At 58.2% G+C, this 17,581-nt stretch carries 14 protein-coding genes and 2 pseudogenes; 6 read left to right on the top strand and 10 right to left on the bottom strand.

Annotation, left to right across the window (positions count from 1 at the left end; translation table 11 throughout):
- The first annotated feature begins 79 nt into the window (after positions 1-79).
- Together ACOSV0_RS34610 and ACOSV0_RS34605 are read left to right on the top strand one after the other, a co-directional pair.
- Positions 80-841, top strand: a complete 762-nt coding sequence (locus ACOSV0_RS34610) for a glucose 1-dehydrogenase (RefSeq protein WP_434112309.1) — start codon at positions 80-82, stop codon at positions 839-841.
- Positions 842-893: 52 nt separating this feature from the next.
- The gene (locus tag ACOSV0_RS34605) at positions 894-1,688 is read left to right on the top strand and encodes a shikimate dehydrogenase family protein (RefSeq protein WP_434112307.1); all 795 of its coding nucleotides are present in this window, start codon (positions 894-896) and stop codon (positions 1,686-1,688) included.
- A gap of 142 nt (positions 1,689-1,830) precedes the next feature.
- Here the strand turns inward: ACOSV0_RS34605 and mug are convergent, their stop codons facing one another.
- On the bottom strand, positions 1,831-2,418 hold the full coding sequence (gene mug / locus ACOSV0_RS34600) for a G/U mismatch-specific DNA glycosylase (RefSeq protein WP_434115996.1): 588 nt from the start codon (positions 2,416-2,418) through the stop codon (positions 1,831-1,833).
- 175 nt (positions 2,419-2,593) lie between these two features.
- Here mug and ACOSV0_RS34595 point away from each other — a divergent pair.
- Positions 2,594-2,686, top strand: a pseudogene (locus ACOSV0_RS34595) (helix-turn-helix domain-containing protein); the annotation flags it as partial.
- 253 nt (positions 2,687-2,939) lie between these two features.
- Here ACOSV0_RS34595 and ACOSV0_RS34590 read toward each other — a convergent pair.
- The gene (locus ACOSV0_RS34590) at positions 2,940-4,391 is read right to left on the bottom strand and encodes an MmgE/PrpD family protein (protein WP_434112305.1); all 1,452 of its coding nucleotides are present in this window, start codon (positions 4,389-4,391) and stop codon (positions 2,940-2,942) included.
- Positions 4,392-4,528: 137 nt separating this feature from the next.
- On the opposite strand from ACOSV0_RS34590, the pseudogene ACOSV0_RS34585 reads away from it, so the two are divergent.
- Positions 4,529-5,877, top strand: a pseudogene (locus ACOSV0_RS34585) (MFS transporter).
- The gene (locus ACOSV0_RS34580; RefSeq protein WP_434112304.1) at positions 5,877-7,109 is read left to right on the top strand and encodes an amidohydrolase family protein; all 1,233 of its coding nucleotides are present in this window, start codon (positions 5,877-5,879) and stop codon (positions 7,107-7,109) included. Before ACOSV0_RS34585 ends, ACOSV0_RS34580 begins: the two are co-directional and overlap by 1 nt.
- Positions 7,110-7,217: 108 nt before the next feature.
- Here the strand turns inward: ACOSV0_RS34580 and ACOSV0_RS34575 are convergent, their stop codons facing one another.
- The 7 genes from ACOSV0_RS34575 to ACOSV0_RS34545 form a co-directional block, all read right to left on the bottom strand.
- Positions 7,218-8,507: a hypothetical protein gene (locus tag ACOSV0_RS34575; protein ID WP_434112302.1), complete on the bottom strand. Its 1,290-nt coding sequence runs from the start codon at positions 8,505-8,507 to the stop codon at positions 7,218-7,220.
- 54 nt (positions 8,508-8,561) lie between these two features.
- Entirely contained in the window at positions 8,562-9,512 is a 951-nt protein-coding gene (locus tag ACOSV0_RS34570; RefSeq protein WP_434112301.1) for a glycosyltransferase family 9 protein, read from the bottom strand.
- Positions 9,509-10,492, bottom strand: coding sequence for a glycosyltransferase family 9 protein (locus tag ACOSV0_RS34565; protein WP_434112299.1), 984 nt, complete (start codon positions 10,490-10,492; stop codon positions 9,509-9,511). The genes ACOSV0_RS34570 and ACOSV0_RS34565 overlap by 4 nt, the downstream gene beginning before the upstream one ends.
- 100 nt (positions 10,493-10,592) lie before the next feature.
- The gene (gene bamA / locus ACOSV0_RS34560; RefSeq protein WP_434112296.1) at positions 10,593-12,908 is read right to left on the bottom strand and encodes an outer membrane protein assembly factor BamA; all 2,316 of its coding nucleotides are present in this window, start codon (positions 12,906-12,908) and stop codon (positions 10,593-10,595) included.
- Positions 12,909-13,011: 103 nt separating this feature from the next.
- Complete coding sequence (locus ACOSV0_RS34555; protein ID WP_434112293.1) at positions 13,012-13,410, bottom strand: hypothetical protein; 399 nt, start codon at positions 13,408-13,410, stop codon at positions 13,012-13,014.
- A 340-nt stretch (positions 13,411-13,750) separates the two neighbouring features.
- Positions 13,751-14,515, bottom strand: a complete 765-nt coding sequence (locus ACOSV0_RS34550) for an amino acid ABC transporter ATP-binding protein (protein WP_434115994.1) — start codon at positions 14,513-14,515, stop codon at positions 13,751-13,753.
- 14 nt (positions 14,516-14,529) lie between these two features.
- On the bottom strand, positions 14,530-15,198 hold the full coding sequence (locus ACOSV0_RS34545; protein ID WP_434115992.1) for an amino acid ABC transporter permease: 669 nt from the start codon (positions 15,196-15,198) through the stop codon (positions 14,530-14,532).
- A 545-nt stretch (positions 15,199-15,743) separates the two neighbouring features.
- On the opposite strand from ACOSV0_RS34545, the gene ACOSV0_RS34540 reads away from it, so the two are divergent.
- The gene (locus ACOSV0_RS34540; protein WP_434112291.1) at positions 15,744-16,418 is read left to right on the top strand and encodes an aspartate/glutamate racemase family protein; all 675 of its coding nucleotides are present in this window, start codon (positions 15,744-15,746) and stop codon (positions 16,416-16,418) included.
- 82 nt (positions 16,419-16,500) lie between these two features.
- Here the strand turns inward: ACOSV0_RS34540 and ACOSV0_RS34535 are convergent, their stop codons facing one another.
- Entirely contained in the window at positions 16,501-17,337 is an 837-nt protein-coding gene (locus ACOSV0_RS34535; RefSeq protein ID WP_434112289.1) for a transporter substrate-binding domain-containing protein, read from the bottom strand.
- Positions 17,338-17,581 lie beyond the last annotated feature (244 nt).

The following is a 17,581-nucleotide window of genomic DNA, read 5'->3' as shown; positions in this document are numbered from 1 at the left end:
GTTTGCCGTTTCGTGGGCTTAATCAATAGAACACATCTCCCTATCATCTGGCTAACTAAACGATCGAAGCGAGCCAGATATGAACATTACTTTCGAAGGTCAGGTTGCGCTTGTGACGGGAGCGGGTTCCGGCATGGGTCTAGCTACTGCAAAAGCATTTGCAGAGGCCGGGGCAGCGGTTGTTCTTGCGGACTATAACGAAGAGGCAGTGCGTGCCGCCGCGCAGGAGCTCGTATCGAACGGCCACCAGGCTATTGCAGTGCGATGCGACGTGGCCGACGAGGCGCAGGTCAAGGAGATGGTCGATCAGACGATGTCTACTTTCGGCCGCCTGAATGCGGCGTACAACAATGCCGGGATCAATAGTCCGGTTGCCGAGACCGCCGACGCGAGCAGTGAGGAATACGATCGCGTAATGGCGATCAATCTGCGCGGCGTCTGGAACTGCATGAAATACGAATTGCTCCAGATGCGCAAACAGGGAAGCGGCGCGATCGTCAACTGTTCATCGCTGGGCGGCCTCGTGGGGATTGCCGGCCGCGGCGTTTATCATGCGTCCAAACATGGCGTACTCGGATTGACCAAGAGCGCGGGACTTGAGTACGCTGCCCGAGGCATTCGCGTCAATGCGATTTGTCCTGGCATCATCGCGACGCCGATGGTCACCGGCATGATCGAGCGTGAACCCGAAGCGATGGACGCGTTGATGAAGGAGCAGCCTATCGGGCGGCTGGGGCGGCCTGAAGAAATTGCGTCCGCGGTACTCTGGCTTTGCAGTCCCGGCGCCAGCTTTGTGATCGGTCACGCGCTGGCTGTCGACGGTGGCTACACGGTGCGGTAAGAGAGTGGGGGATACCCCCCTGTCTGATGCTTCACGCTGACGGAATAACAGAATGCTCGAAAATTTGAGCGGTGAGACGCGACTGTTCCCCATCATTGGAGACCCGATCGTATTCGCCAGGTCGCCGCAACGTTTGACCAACGGTTTTGCGGCACGTGGCCACAACGGCATCTGCATACCGATGCAGGTGCCGGACGGTGCGCTGGAGGCCGTCATGCAAGGGCTGACACGCACGCCGAATGTCGACGGGCTGCTTGTCACCATGCCGCACAAATTCACCGCGTTTACATATTGCGCGACCAGTTCCGAGACGGCGAGGCTGCTCGGCGCTGTGAGCGTGATGCGTCGTAATCCTGACGGTACATGGCATGGCGGCATGCTCGACGGCCTCGCTTTCGTTAAAGCCCAGATAGACGAGGGTGCCAGGCCGGAAGGCGCGCGCGTACTGCTGGTCGGTGCCGGCGCGGCGGGCAGCGCAATTGCGATCGCGCTGCTCGAGGCGGGCGTCCGTGAGTTAATCATTCACGATGCCAATGAATCTCGCGTTGCGCAGTTAGTGAGCGTCGTAGCAAATCTGGGCCGTGGGCGGGTGACCATCGGTCCGGCAGATCCGGTGGGCTGCGATATGGTGTGCAATGCCACGCCCATGGGCATGGCTGCAGACGATCCGCTTCCCGTTGCCGCGGATCTGCTGACTTCTTCGATGTTCGTGGGCGATGTGATTGCTGGACATGGAGCGACGCCGTTCTTGCGGGCGGCCCAGGCCGCCGGTTGCAAGACGGCGAACGGCGTGCAGATGGTCGAGGCCGTGCAGGAGATGATGCTCGACTTTATGCTCGCGAAATGACCGGATACAGGCTGCTTGCAATTCCAACAGGCCGCATATTGGGCCATCCGATATTGCAGTTTTGCCAAACTCCTCACGGAATCCTTGGCAGCACGTCGATCCGCAAACAGGGCGTGCCGATGTGCAACCCTGAACGCGCGAGCTAATCTACTGAGTCTATTGAGCGAGTCCCCAACGCCACCGCTGCCGGCATAACCGCAACACGAAGCTCCCGATAGGTCGTCACCAGCGCGTCTAGGCTGAAGCCCCGGTTCAGCCCGCTCGGATTTGGCAGCACCCACACACGCGCGCCACCAAACATTGCCGGTTGCAGACCCCAATCGATATCGCGCTTGCCCGACATCGCGCAGAGCGCCATCTTTCCGAGGAAGGCAACGCACTTCGGCGCATATCGTTCGACCTTCCGCTCGAATTCCACCGCAGCCGCTTTGAACTCCCATTGTGAAAGTTCGTCCGCTCGCGCGGTTGGACGCGAGACTGCGGTTGTCAGGCCGCAACCGTACTGAAGGAGAGTGCGATCGTCCTCAGGAGAAATCTGTTCAGGCGTAAAACCCGCCAGATGCATGGTCCGCCAGAACCGGTTGCCCCGGCCGGCAAAGTGGTGGCCTGTCGATGCCGCAAGGACGCCCGGATTTATGCCGCAAAATACCACGGACAATCCAGGTTCGAGGATATCGGGAAGCGATTGAAGTGAATCGGAGTGAGTCACGGATGGTGCAAGCCTTTTCATGAAGTGCATTCGAATCGCCGGGCGGCAACAACAGACCACCTCGGCGACATCGTCTTCTGATTGCATTGAGATACTCTCACGGAAGGGCCTGGAACCACGCCCGCCTGTTTCCCCATTGGGGGAGGCCTCTCACGAGAGCCGTTCGAGTCGACATTGAGAACCCTACGCTAAAAATATGGACAGGATCGATGCAATGAAGGTGTTCGTGGCCACGCTGGACGAAGGCAGCCTGGCTGGCGCCGGACGTCGGCTCGGGCCAAGGGCTCCTATAGGTATGAAATCCAGGCGCATTGGCGCCGAATTCGAATACCCGCCATGGACAAACAGTCGTGCTTGCCAGGTGCAAATGCATCCTGTGACGGCTGCGCCCGTCGGCCAGCCGTGGTGCATCAGCATCTGGAGAAATGAGCGCGAGATCCGTCGGCATTCGCTGGGCGTTCACCTCGCATCGAAAGGCCAATAGTGTGGGCTATTAAGGCTTTGACGAAGCACGGAGCGGCTCATGCAACCGCGCCGAAGCTTCACGTAGTGAACAATGGCCGCAACTCGCGAATATCCTTGACGGCTTCCAGGCCGTTGATCCGTTCGATGAGCCGTTCAGTCTTCGCCGCGCCAAGGACCGGCTGCATCAGGTCCCGCGCCTTGGCGTTGACCGCTTCGGTATTCAGCGGGTTTTCCTTGGTGCCGGGCGGGTACTTGGTGAAGTGATCGACTTTCCTTCCGTCGGTTAGCGTGACTTCGACGATCGCGCCGCGCGGTGCGGCCGGGTCCATCAACGCGGCGTCGGGCGCCACACTCACCTTGGCCCGCTGCGCGAGGATTTGCGGGTCGTGCATGAGCGCCACGTCGTGACTGTCATTGAACGAGACCGCGCCTTTGACGAGCGCGAGCGCAACGAGATGCTGGCAATTGACGTCGGGCATCGCGCTCTCGCCGACAATACCTATCGCATCGGTCGGGAGTTTGACGAGAATGCTGCGGACATTGTCCGGGCTCAGGTTGTATTGCTTGCGCAGCGTCAGGAGCGCGTCGAGCGGCGACTGGATCGGATAGCCCACCGAGTAGGTCTTGATCGCGGTCTCGGTGACATAGAAGCGGCTGCCGAGGCCGGCGAGCATCGCTTCGGGGTCGGGATGCGTGGACAGCGCGATGAAAAGGTTGTGAGTGCCATCGAGCACATCGTCGACGCCCGTCATACCGGATTGCACCATGCCGACCGCCTGCACGCCATTGCGTGCCCCCATGCCGGCGAAGTCGAAAGCCTTTTCGATGTGGTCCTTGTCTTTCACCCAGCTCCACAACCCCGATACCTGTTGGGCGGAATAGGAGATCGCGTAGCGCGTGCGTTGCTCGTCGAGTTGCGCCAGTAACGCTGCCGCGCCAAGCGCGCCGAAGGTGGAAGCGGTGCCTTCCGCGCTTCGGTGCGAGCCGCGCACCAGATCGGGACCGAGCGCCATCAACAGACGGCAGGCGAGATCGTAGCCGAGCGCTACCGCGCGAATCATCGCCTCGCCGCTGCGTCCCTCGCTTTCGGCCATCGCCAGCGCGGCCGGGACGACCGAGCTGCCGGGATGTGCCTTGGTGACCGGTTCGAAATCGTCGGTCTCGTCGGAATGCGCGCACATTGCGTTGGCGAGCGCGGCGTTGACGGTTGTCGTGCGAAACGGCGCGCCCATCACCGAGGCCTGTTCCGTGCCGCCGAGGCTGCGCACGTAGTTCACGGCCATCTCGCCGGGTTTCATGCGCGAACCGGACACCATCGCGCCGAACGTATCGAGAATGCGGTGTTTGCATTCAAGCAGCACGGCATCGGGCAGCGGGTTGTCGCGCGCCGCCACCATGTAGCGGGCGAGCCGGCCCGTGACGTCGGCGCTTTGCGCTGCGAACAGGCGTCCCGGCAACACCGCAAGGGCGGCGATGGCGCCCGCATAGTGCAGCACACGGCGGCGCGACAGCAGTTGATCTTCTGACATGCGGTTCCCTTGAACGTCGATCGTGTTTGTGGTTGGCCGGTTTATGCCGATTTCTGCACGTTACAAGCCGGATGAGACCAAGACGGCCGTTTTTGGCGTTTCTATCATTAGGGCACTTTGGTTACCGGGGGGGAAGTATGCAAAGCGCTGTGGAAGTCAACATGCTTAGGCCAGAGGCGCTAGGCGCGCACCGCCGCAAAGCTATTGTAGCGACGGTTATCGGAAACGGTCTGGAGTGGTTCGATTGGACCGTATACAGCTTTTTTGCTGTAACGATTTCCAGGCAGTTCTTTCCTACCGGGAACGATCTCAACTCTTTCCTACCGGGAACGATCTCAACTCTTTGCTACTGGCTGTTGCGACTTTCGGCGTTGGATTTTTCATGCGCCCGGTTGGCGGAATCGTACTCGGTATCTGCTCCGATCGGATCGGTAGAAAGTTTGCGCTATCCCTGACGATTGTTCTAATGGCACTGGGTACGGGCATCATCGGCCTCACGCCGAATTACGCACAGATCGGCATGGCCGCGCCGATTCTCGTGGTGGTCGCCCGTCTGCTTCAAGGCTTCTCGGCCGGTGGCGAAATGGGCGGGGCAACCGCGTTTTTAACGGAGTATTCACCGCCGGAGCACCGTGCGTACTACTCGAGCTGGATCCAGTCGAGCATCGGCTTCGCGGTTCTTCTTGGTACGGGTATCGGTGTGCTCACCACTTCCATGCTCGACACCGAATCGCTCAACAGCTGGGGCTGGAGAATACCGTTCCTGTTGGGGATTCTGATCGGGCCTGTCGGCTATTACATTCGCCAACGCATCGATGAGACGCCAGTTTTTAGTGCGCTGGTTGAAAGCGAAAAAACGAATTCGCCTCTCAAGGAAGTGGTACAGAACTACCCCAGAGAAACGTTCGTTAGCTTCTCGATGGTTATTCTCTGGACGGTGAGCAGCTACGTGTTTCTTTACTACATGCCGACTTATACCGTGCGTGCGCTGCATCAACCGCAGTCGTTTGGCTTGATATCGGGCATGGTAGGCGGCGCGGTCATGTTGTGCGCCTCCCCGATCATCGGGCGACTCGCTGATATTTACGGACGCCGGCCATTCCTGATCGGCGCGACGCTTGCGTTTCTTTTCCTCGCGTATCCGATGTTCGCGTGGATCAATCGCTCGCCTGGTCTGCCGTCGCTTCTTGTCTTTCAAGCTGTCTTTGGATTGTTGATTGCCGCGTATACGGCGCCGATTCTCGCTGCATTCGCGGAGCTCTTCCCAGCAAAAGTACTGTCCACTGGATTGTCCGTGGCCTACAATTTTGCCGTGATGCTGTTCGGCGGCTTTGCGCCTTTCTTCATTACGTGGCTCATTGCAAAGACGGGTAGCAACATGGCGCCTGCCTTTTACGTAATATTTGCTTCGCTTGTCAGCTTGACCGGAATGGCGTACATGAAAGGCGCTCGGGAAAAAGCAACGGCCAGGAATCGGAAAATCTGATGACCATCACTGTAATCAAAGGCGGGAACGTACTCGATATCGAGAAAGGCGTTTTCCTTGAAGGGCATAGCGTCGTTATTGAAGGAGATCGGATCGTCGAGGTGACGGATCGCGAACCTGATTTCGCTGAAGCCGTCATCATTGATGCTCGCGGCAAAACGGTGATGCCAGGATTCATCGACTGTCACGTTCACGTTCTCGCCGCGAATGCCAACCTGGGAGCAAACGCTGCGCAACCCAATATCCTGGCGACTATTCGCGCGCTGCCGTTGCTAGACGCAATGTTGCGACGAGGTTTCACCACGGTGCGCGACGCAGGCGGAGCAGATTGGGCTTTGCAGCAGGCGGTGGAGACGGGGTTGATTCCGGGCCCTCGAATTTTCCCTTCGGGCAAGGCGTTATCGCAAACAGGCGGCCATGGCGACTTCAGAGCCCGTAGCGATCTGCTGGACCCCTGTTCGTGCTGTTTCCGGGTAGGCGCTATAGCCCGCGTTGTCGATGGCGTAGACGCAGTGCGCCTCGCGGCCCGGGAGGAGATTCTGAAGGGGGCGACGCAGATAAAGATCATGGCGTCGGGCGGTGTCGCTTCTCCCAATGATCCGATCGCGAACACTCAATATTCGGAAGACGAAATTAGAGCGATCGTTGGCGAAGCAGAAGCAGCGAACACCTATGTCATGGCGCACGCCTATACCAGTCGCGCTATCATGCGCGCCGTGCGTTGTGGCGCTCGTACCATTGAACACGGTAATCTGGTCGACGAGGCCGCTGCCCAGGTCATGCGCGAGCACAAGGCCTATGCGGTGCCGACGCTCGCCACTTACGACGTACTGGCCGATGAGAAATACGGTCTGCCGGCTGATTCGCGAGCGAAGGTCGCGGCAGTGCAGCGAGCGGGCAGGGAGTCGCTGAGCATCTTCCACAAGGCAGATGTGCCGATGGGATTTGGCTCGGATCTGCTAGGGGATATGCAGGCATTCCAGAGCAACGAATTCCGAATCCGCGCCGAGGTACTCGGCAATCTGGAGGTTCTCCGCTCCGCAACGCTTATCGGCGCCGAAATTCTGAATATGAAGGGACAACTCGGAACGATTTCTCCCGGAGCCATTGCGGATGTGCTGGTTGTAGACGGCGATCCCCTCGTTGATATCGAGGCGGTCGCTCGTGGAGCCGAGCGAATTCACTACGTGATTCAGAATGGGAAAATAGTCAGTCGGCTTGACCAGGCTTGAACGATCCAATGTGTCTATGTCGGGGCCGCGCCCCGTCATTGCATTGCGACGATCGTTAGTGGAAAGCTGTCTTGGGTGAGCGATGCGGTTACGCAGTGCTCGCTCCCTTCATCTGCCGTGTGTGGAATTCGCGGAACGTTTCGGCGAGCACAACTGACGCACCGATTCCGTCAGGCGCTGGAACGGCGAACGCCGCAGGCTGGCAAGCTGTTGCCTCGCTTCTCCCAAAGCCGCCCGTGTCGACGCGAGTTCGCCTGCCAGTACCGTGTCAAATCCCGCACCGTCGATCAACGCGATATCCACGATACGTGTAGCACGGTGCAGTGGCACCTGCGTTTGCGGCCAGTTCGCCTGCGCACCGAAGGCCAATACCTGCGTGGCCTGCGCGAGTTTGCTGGTCCAGAGCGAAAATGTATCGGGATGCACGGCGCCGCTGCGCACCATCTTCTCGCCGAATTGCATGGCTTCCAGATGGATCTTCAATCCTTCCGCCGCATCGAACCCGCAGTAACGATCGTCCACACTCGCCTGGCGCACGGTTCCGAACGATGGCTCAAGTCCCGTTAGATCAGTTATCCAGCGTTCGGCGGCCTGCGTATAAGCTGGCGACCTGGCGGCGAGGTCGCAATCGAAGATCGCATGTGCATGGGTTGCCGCATGCTGCAACGTAAGCAGCCAATGTCCAAGAAACGCGCGATACGCCGTGGCGGGTGCAACATTCACGGCATGTTGCTTGAAAAAATCAAGGTAGGGTCCAACCGCTTCTTCTTCAGACTTCCGCGATACCTCCGGCAGATCGATATGTAGTGCATCGAGCATCTGCTTGACCATCGGCGTATGTCTGTTCAATGCCAGAACGGCAAACGGTACGGCCACAAAATGAGGGTTTCCATGCGTGGCGAGCAGATCCCAACAGGACAGCCATTGAGAAATCGGATTTTTCTCGACCACGATATGCACGGCGTCCGGGAAGGTGCCGCGGAACCACTGAAGCCGACCTAGCGATCGACAGAACTTGAAGACAGGTACGCCGTCCTGCTCATGAGCCGCACCGATCAGGTCGCGTAGATAGCGCTCAAGCCGGTCAGCCCCGTCGGGAGTTTGTCCGGTGAAGCGATCGATTGAAAAGCGTTCCTCGTAGCCGGGGATGCCTCGCCCATCCGATCCAAGCAAATGAGCGAATTCGGCGAAATACGGTTTCTCCAGTTGCGGATGACCCGAATGCCAACTGTCAGCCGTACTCGTAGCCAGACTTGCCGAGTCGATCGTCGACAACATCTCGTGCAATGGCTCGTAGTAGGCGATGACCTCGTTGAGACGGCGAAAACACGACCATAGCCATGTGCCTGCCGTTCTGTATCCGGCATGCAAAAACACTGCTTTGGTTTCTGATGTCATCGAGCGTAATGCAGGTTGAATTCTGGTCACCGGATTGTGAATCCTCGCGTTGCGCTACAACTGACCTGTACCAGGTTTCGCTGCGTTGCCGTCGTCTCGAACCATGCGCTGAAATGCCGACAATACACGCGCGCACGTGAGTGTTTGACGCCAGAATTTTTCCTTGAGTCGCGCAGTTGGAACCCATTGCCAAGGCAAGACGACGTTGACCGTTCCCCACGCTGGGCGCCAGCGTTCAGATACGCGGCGCCGCCGGAACAGGCTGATGGTCGGGATGCTGAGATTTGAAGCAAGATGCCCGACACCGGAATCGTTTCCGATAAACCAGCCTGATTCGTATAGCCAGCATGCCAGCTCATGAGGGTTGCTAAATTCCGGCGCGGGGATGCCCCATTTTTCCAGTTCGAACCAGCGCTCGCGTTCGTGTGGTGCAATCACGAAGTTGACGTCATAGCCGCGACGACGCAAATGGCGGGCTAATTTCACGAAGCGTCGCGATAGCCAGCGCTTGTCCTCCGTGCTGGCCTCGGGATGAATCGCGATCCGGCGAATGTGTTGGCGGTGTCGCAGCGCGGGTGGAGGCGTGATCCCGTTGTGCAAACCGACATCCGATAGTCCGAGTTCGTCGCGGCAGAAGTCGGCGAAGCGTTCCGCCATACACCCTGAGCGATCCCCGAATACGACCTTGTCCAGATCAAGAACACAAGGGTGGGCTTCCGGCAGGCGTGGCATCGGCTGATTCCGATGCATTTGCAGAACAGTGTCGTACGGCGCCAGTATTGTCTTGGCATCCGCTTCGTCCGGCAACGGTTGAATCGTGACTTCGGGGAACCAGTGTCGCAACGCATGAGCCGGGCGCCCGAATACCGTGACATCAATGCCGTTTCTCAAAAGATTTTGCACGATGACCATCAATACCAGTGTGTCGCCGATTGCATTCGACATGACCACGGCGATGCGCTTGGGTCCGTCTCCGCTCATGCTGGGAAAGGGGAGCGCATTCATGCGAAATTGGCGCGTAGTTGCTCGAATGCCTGAGTTACTTTGCCGACGGACAACAGATATTTCCAGTAGCGCTCCTTCAGACGTCCCGTGGGCAGATAGGTGCCGCCGATCAGTACCCGTCCGGTCCCCCAGTCGGGGCGCCACGTGCGTGCGATACCGCGGCGCATGAACAGTGAGACGGTGGGAATCTGCAGATTGGATGCAAGATGACCGATTCCCGAATCGTTGCCGATGAACCACCCGCACTCGAAAAGCCACGCGGCGACGTGATCGAGCGACGAGAGCTCAGGCAGCGCGATGCCCAAACGCTCGACATGTTGCCAGTCCGCACGCTCGTGCGGCGCCACCACAAACTGCGGGCTGAACCCCTGATCGAGCAGTTCCACGCCCAGTTGAATGAAACGTGACGCCAGCCAGCGTTTGTCCACCGTGCTTGCCGTTGGATGAATGGCGACGCGAAGCGGGTATTTACGGTGCAGAAGTCCTGGCGGCGGTGTGATGCCGTTACTTTTCCCGGCATCCGGCAGACCGAATTCATCGCGACAGAATAGTGCAAGCCTGTCGGCCATCGATTCCGACGAACGGGCGCGACAGATGTGATCGAGCAGGATCACGCGGGGATGCAAGCGATCCAGCCCCGCAAATGGCCTGTTGGCGTGCATCTGAATGACCGTATCAAAGCGGTGCAGTTTCTCCGCAAGACGATCTTCGCCCAACTCCGCCTGTATATCGATACCTGGAAACCAATCGCGCAAAGCATGCGCATGTTGGCCAAACACGGTGGCCGCGATGCCGTTTTTCTGGAGGTTATGCGCAACCGTCATCATCAACAGCGAGTCGCCCACTGCCGGTGAAAGAATCAGGGCCACACGAGATACTGGCTGGGTCGCCTGCCACATAGATACATCCGATTGGCGCGCTTCGAGAAGTTGGCGAAGCGCTTGCCAGGTCATGAACGAGTACCGCTCGTTGAATTGCACACAGTCTAGATTCCGCGCACGTTACTTGAGTTACAAATTCCATTACCGAGGTTTACTCCCGCTGTATAGCCGCCGATAGGCAGCGCCGCGATTGCAGGCGTTAGAACGACGTCCCGATCTGGAACTGGAATTTCTGATACTGGTCGCCGGCGTGCTTCACGATCGGCAGACCGAAGTCGAGCTTCAGCGGACCGATCGGGGAAATCCATTCAAGACCCACGCCATAGCTGTAACGCAAGCCGTTGGCGCCGGTACTATTGCCTTCCGTGCCCCAGACGTTACCGCCGTCTACAAAGGTGAAGACGCGCAGCGTGCGGTCGTAGCCCGTGCCCGGCAGCGGGAACGTGAGTTCCACATTGCCGACGATCATCTTCGAGCCGCCGATCGGGTCGCCCGTCGTTGCGTCGCGCGGACCCAGCGAGCTCGGCTCATAGCCGCGCACCGACCCGATACCGCCGGCATAGTAGTTCTTGAAGATGGGGTAAGGATCGCCGCCGAGCCCATTGCCGTAGCCGCCCTGGAAGTTCAGACCAAGCACAAAGCCGCGCGCGAAGGAGTAGTAATACTGGGCTTGCACATCGGTCTTGTAGTAGTTGGTTCGCGCGAGCGGTGTGCCGTATTCGGCGTTGAACTGTGTGAAGTAGCCGCGGCTCGGCACCAGCGCGCTGTCGCGGTTGTCGCGCGACCAGCCCACGGTAACCGGCACGTTATTCGACACACGGCCGAACGAGTTGACGTAGTCGATATAGCTTTTCGGCGTATTCGCGTCGACATCCAGGCGGTTCTGTTCAATGCCTGTGCCGAAGTACACCATGTCCGATTCGGAGAACGGGATGCCGAATTTCAAATCCGCGCCTAACGTGATGACACGGAAACTCGTGTCGGTCACGTTCGAGTAATACAACGGCTCGCTCGTCCGGTAGTAGACGTCGGTAATACGCTTGATGCCGTCCACCGTGAAGTAGGGATCGACTTGCGTCACCGTCAGCGTGCGGAACGTTGTTGCGGTATTCACGTTCAGCGCGAGGCTCGTGCCCGAGCCGAACACGTTGTCCTGCGACACGCCCGCTGAAATGATCGGACCTTCGCCTGAGCCGTAACCGAGACCCAGCGAAATCGAGCCGGTTGGCTTTTCCGTGACCTTCACGTCGATGTCGACCTGGTCCGGCGTGCCTTCAACCGGCACGGTTGTCACGTCGACATCGGTGAAGTAGCCGAGGCGATTGATACGGTCCTTCGACAGTGCAAGACGGTTCGAATCGAACCACGAGCTTTCCATCTGACGCATTTCGCGCCGGACCACTTCGTCGCGCGTGCGCGTGTTGCCGATGATGTTGATCGAGCGTACATAGACGCGGCGGCTCGGATCCACCTGTAGCGTCAGATCTACCTTATGGTGTTCCTGATCGATCTGCGGCTGCGCATTCACGGTGGCGAACGCATAGCCATACTCGCCGAGCTTGTCGACGACGGCCTTGGTGGCATCTTTCAGCTTTTGAGCCGAGAAACGCTCACCTGGTTTGATCTTGATGAGCTTCAAGAGCTCAGCCTCGCGGTTCAGCAGGTTACCTGCCAGATGAATGCCGGAGATCGTGTAAGGCTCGCCCTCGTGAATCGTGAGCGTCAGATACATGTCCTTGCGATCCGGCGACAGCGATACCTGGGTCGACTCGATGTTGAACTCGAGATAGCCACGGTCCAGGTAATACGTGCGAATCTTCTCGAGATCGTCGGCGAGCTTGTCTTTCGAATACAGGTCGTTCTTCGTGTACCACGAGAACCAGTTCGGCGTGGACAGCTCCATTTCATCGTGGAGTTCGCGGTCGCTAAAGACCTTGTTGCCGATAAAGTTGACCTGACGAATCTTCGCGCTCGGACCTTCGATGACGGAAAACAGGACGCCTACGCGATCGCGATCGATTGGCGTGATGGTTGTGGTGACTTCAGCAGCGTAGTAACCGCGCGTCAGATATTGACGCTTGAGCTCCTGCTGCGCCCGGTCGACGAGCGACTTGTCGTAGTAACGACCCAGCGACAGCCCAACCGCGTTCAACGCTTTGACGAGGTTGTCCTTGTCGAATTCGTGGACGCCGGCGAAGTCGATCGTGCCGATCGCCGGACGCTCCTGCAACTGCACGACGACGACGTCGCCTTCGGCCGAAATCCTGACGTCGTTGAAGAAACCCGTGGCGTAAAGCGCACGGATCGCGTCCGATGCCTTGTTCGCGGTGAACGTATCGCCCTGCTTGATAGGCAGATATGAAAAAACCGTATTGGGCTCGATGCGTTGCAAACCTTCGAGGCGGATGTCGCGCACCACGAACGAGTCTGCGGCGAAACTCGGCGCTGCTGTCACGCTCAGGCCAATAAATGTTAGCGCCCGGGCGCTGCGGGTCAGGAGAGTTTCAAAGTTCATACAGACAGACAGGAGGGATGCACAAAAGGGAGGGCGCAGACGCATCTTGGGCTTACGCCTGCCTTGCGCAACGCGGGTCAACGGGGTGTAAGTGCGGGACGCACTATTGAAGTTTGCTGCAAGGTGTTTCCTTTACTCTGGTCAGCCCCGTTACGAGCGAAAGCACTTCAGTCATGTGACGCGCCTCGGCGCGATGCATTCGAAACGACAGTTCGGCGCCGCCGGGCAGACGAAATGTCAGGACCAGATGAGAGGATTCGTTTTTGTCTCCGCCGATCGCCCATGCCTCGCACGGCATCGCGAATTTCATGTCGTCTTTTTTCCGGCGAACGCGTTGTGACCAGCCGATAGCATTGGAGAGTGCGGCCAGGAGTTCGTGCATGACCGAGTAGTGCAGGGCAATAACTTCGGGCTGATTGCCCTTGAACATCAGGTACTGGCCGTCCGCGGTCAATTCAAACGAGTTCAGAGAATGAATCTCTAATGCGACTGGCGGTGACATAGGGCGCTCCCGGACTACGTTGATTGCGCAGTGTAGGAGAGTGAGATCGGTTTTCCGTTACGTGTTGTTTACCGATTGTTGGTGGGGAAAGTTACGATAGGTGACAAGAAAAAAACGTTAGCGACGTTAAGTTTATGGAAAGCACAACTTAAGTTTTACGTCATGAAAATGGCAGTTTTGTAAGGATGCCGATGTCCATACCAACTTGACTTACAAGTTGGTAATTCGAGTTTTACAAGCACAATCGGATTACGCACGCACTTCTAATACGGATAAGAAAAAAGCATGCCCTCCGGAGAGGGCATGCTTCGATACAGCGAGAGAAACAGTCTATTAATAGCTAGCGCGATACCTGAGGTCCATTGAAGCGGGACAGAAACGAGCGTGTGGCCGGCTGCAACGGATTGTCGATTACTTGCGATGCCGGCCCTGCTTCAACCACGACGCCGTCACGCATGAAGATCACCTGATCCGCCACTTCGCGCGCGAACGCAATCTCGTGGGTGACGAGAATCATCGTCATGCCTTCTTCGGCCAACGCCTTCATGACTGCCAGCACTTCGCCGACCAGTTCGGGGTCGAGTGCGGAAGTCGCCTCGTCGAACAGCATCACTTCCGGGCGCAGCGCCAGCGCTCGCGCGATAGCCACCCGCTGCTTTTGTCCGCCGGAGAGCTGGTCGGGATACGTCTCCGCCTTGCTGTCCAACCCAACGCGAGACAACAGCTCCATGGCATAGGCTCGCGCTTCCGATTTGGGAAGCTTCTTCACGGTGACCATGCCCTCCATCACGTTTTGCACGACGCTCATGTGAGGGAACAGGTTGAAATGCTGGAACACCATGCCTGTTGTAGCGCGATAGCTGGCGTAGTCTTTCTTGTGCAGCCCCTCGGCCCGGCCATCGCGAAACTGCAGGCTGCGCGTGCCAACCCGGATCTGTCCGCCATCGGGAATGGTCAGCAGATTGATACAGCGCAACAGCGTGGACTTGCCTGAACCGGACGGACCGATCATCGCGACGACACCACCGCGGTTCACCTTCAGGCTAATGTCTTTGAGAACGACGTGTTCGCCGAACCGCTTGCTCAGGTTGCTGATTTCAATCATCAACTCGCTCATTTTCAACTCCTTCGTTGCTTGGCGAGACGGTTCTCAAGTCGCTTCGACCATATCGTGGCGGGGAACAGCACGATGAAGTAACACACCGCGGCGACGGTGTAGAGCTCGAGCGGCCGATATGAATCGTGAGCCGCGGACTGTGCCTGATACAGCAAGTCCGGAACAGCGAGCACGGAAAGCAGCGAGGTATTCTTCAGTTGCATGATGGATTGGCTCATCAACGGTGGCACCATCCGGCGAAACGCCTGGGGCAGAATAACCCGGCGCATGATTTGCGCACTGCGCATTCCCATCGCCATACCGGCTTCTGTTTGCCCCCATTCAATGGACAGAATACCTGCCCGCACGATCTCCGAATAAAATGCGCCGCCGTAAAGCGACAGCGAGACGACTGCCGCCGCCGCGGGGGACATTTCGATGCCCGTCAGGATAGGTAAGGCGTAGTAGAACCAGATCAGTTGCACAAGTACCGGTGTGCAGCGGAACACTTCGACGTATGCCCGGAAAATGCCGGCGACCGGTTTGGGACCCACAACGCGCCCCATTCCAACAACCAATCCGATCAACAGGCCCAGCGCAACGACGATCAGGGTATACAGCAGCGTGTAGCCCAGCCCGCTCAACAACAGGTAGCGATAGACCCAAATTGCGCCAAAGTTCCAGTGATACACGTCCTCTCCTTTACCTTTTACGTTATCAATGCGCTTGAGCGCACGAGCCTGGCCGGAGTGAGTCAGTGCCCGCCCGGCGAAGCAAAAGGGGGATCTCTGCGTCGGGTAGCACGGCCTGCTTTCCATGAGCGCCTCTTCAGCCTCGCTTTGAGCCGATTGTCGGGACTCGAAACGCCTGCGGCAACCGATAATAACTCACCGTATAGTTCGAGAAAAACATCGAGTCTTAATTTTTTACCTTGCTCGACGTGCCAATTCCCATTGCTATTCCCGCATCGTCTATCACCATGTAATTTGATACGTTAAACTAAGCATATGTCGTTTGTGGTGTTCTGAATTGGCTGCCCGGCGCATTCGCTCATAATGGTCTGGTTCTGATCGACGTCGTGGTTGAAGAGATCGTCGGCGAACTGCCCCCGGTCTATAACTGGATGAAGGCGACTGGGCGCGATCAGCTCATTACTGTATAGACCCACTGCCGCCACGCGCGGTGGAAATTTCGCCGGAATATTCGTTGCTCGTTTGTATGTGATTCGAAGATGACCATGAAACCGCTAGGTATATTGATGCTGGACACCCGATTCCCTCGGCCACGAGGCGATATCGGGAATCGGGACACGTTCCCTTATCCCGTCGTCTTCAAGGTCGTGTCCGACGCGTCGCCCACCCGGGTGATTCATCAGCAAGCCGAAGGACTGGTCGACGCGTTCTGCCGCGAGGCCCAGGCTCTGGAGACGGAAGGATGTGGGGCGATCGTGACCAGTTGCGGCTTTCTCGCCCTTCATCAGCGGCGTCTTGCGGATGCTGTTTCAATTCCGGTCGGCACTTCGTCGCTGCTTCTCATCCCGCTTCTGAAGACGCTGCTCGGCCACGCCCTGAAAGTCGGTGTGCTCACGGCGTCCCGTCACGCGCTGTCGGGCGATCATCTCGACGCTGCCGGCGCGCCCCGCGATACGCCGATTGTGGGCATGCTGCCTGACGGTGAGTTTGCTCGCGTGATAATCGGCAATCAGACAGAAGGCGATTTCGGCCTGATCGAAGAAGAGGTCGTGCAAGCCGCTCGCGACCTCATTGCGCAGACACCCGAACTGGGCGCCGTCGTTCTTGAATGCACGAACATGGGTCCGTACCGGGCGGCGATCTCCGCCGCCTGTGGCAGGCCGGTATTCGATCTGGTCGATCTGGCGCACTTCCTGATGCAACACGCGCTGGTGCGCTGAGGCGGTACGCCACTCCGAAGCGGCGATATTTCATCGGCGTACGACGCTGGCGGTGGACCGTCCGCTAGTGTCGTAGCGGATATTAAAGCGTCACTTCTTTCGGGAACGATTTCGGGTCGACCCCAACCAGCTTCTGCATGTTCGCCAGTACCGTGCTCTTGATTTCTCCGGCTGCGCGCTTTTTTGCGAGCCAATCATTCACATACGTCACGAACGCCTGGTCATCTTCCTTCTGCACGCCAACCGCCGTTGCCGCGGCAGCGTGCGGCGTGGGCACGACCAGATGGCCGAGCGACGGAGATTTCGCCAGCACCGTCACGCCCAGCAGCGCCACCAGCACTTGCGCATCCACACGCCCTGTTTGAAGAGCAAGCGTCGCATCGCCCGAGGTATCGAAGCGGCGTACCGACGCGTTCTTCAGAGTCTGCGTCGCGAAACTGTCCTGGTTCGAGCCGACGTCTACCGACAGCTTGACCTCGGGCTTGTTCACATCGTCCCATGTCTTCGGCTCGAAGCCTTTGCGCGCGACGAGCGTGAAGGTGTTCTCGAACAGCGGCGCGGTAAAGCCGACCATTTTCTTGCGCTGCTCGGTCGGCGCCATGCCGAACATGCAGTCGATCTTGTTCGATTGCAGATCGAGAACCGCATTGCCCCAGGTCGTATCGACGATTTGCAACTGTACGTTCAGCGACGCTGCCAGTTGTCGCGCAAAGTCGGCGCAGAATCCTTGCCACTCTCCCGTCGCGACCGATTTGGCGAAATAGGGTGCTGCACCCGCAACGAATCCGGTGCGCAGAACTTTCGTGCGCTTGATTCGGGCCATCGTCGATTCATTGTTCTGTGCGAGCGCGGCAACGGATGTCATCGAACCAATTCCAGCCGCGCACAAACCCGTGACAAACTCCCTGCGTGTAATCATCCTGGTCTCCAAAACCCACAAAAAGCCCGGCCTCGACGAAGTGTCCGAGCCGGTCGACAAGCCCGCATTCAGAATGCGTTCAGGGTCATTCTACGTGCCCCTGTAGCCGGGCAAAAACGCGAGATTAACCTGATTCCGTCACTCGCCCGTCGATTTGACACCATAACCGGACAAAATGGCGTATGGGGTGTCAGAGAGGGTTGAGGTATTTTTGAGGTGTTTATCGTGCCGCAAGCGCCTGCTG

Origin of the sequence: Paraburkholderia caffeinilytica, from assembly GCF_051027425.1 — a bacterium.
Taxonomy (GTDB): Bacteria; Pseudomonadota; Gammaproteobacteria; order Burkholderiales; family Burkholderiaceae; genus Paraburkholderia; species Paraburkholderia caffeinilytica_A.
Note: the sequence above shows the minus strand (reverse complement) of the source record. Positions and strands in the feature narration are given on the sequence as shown.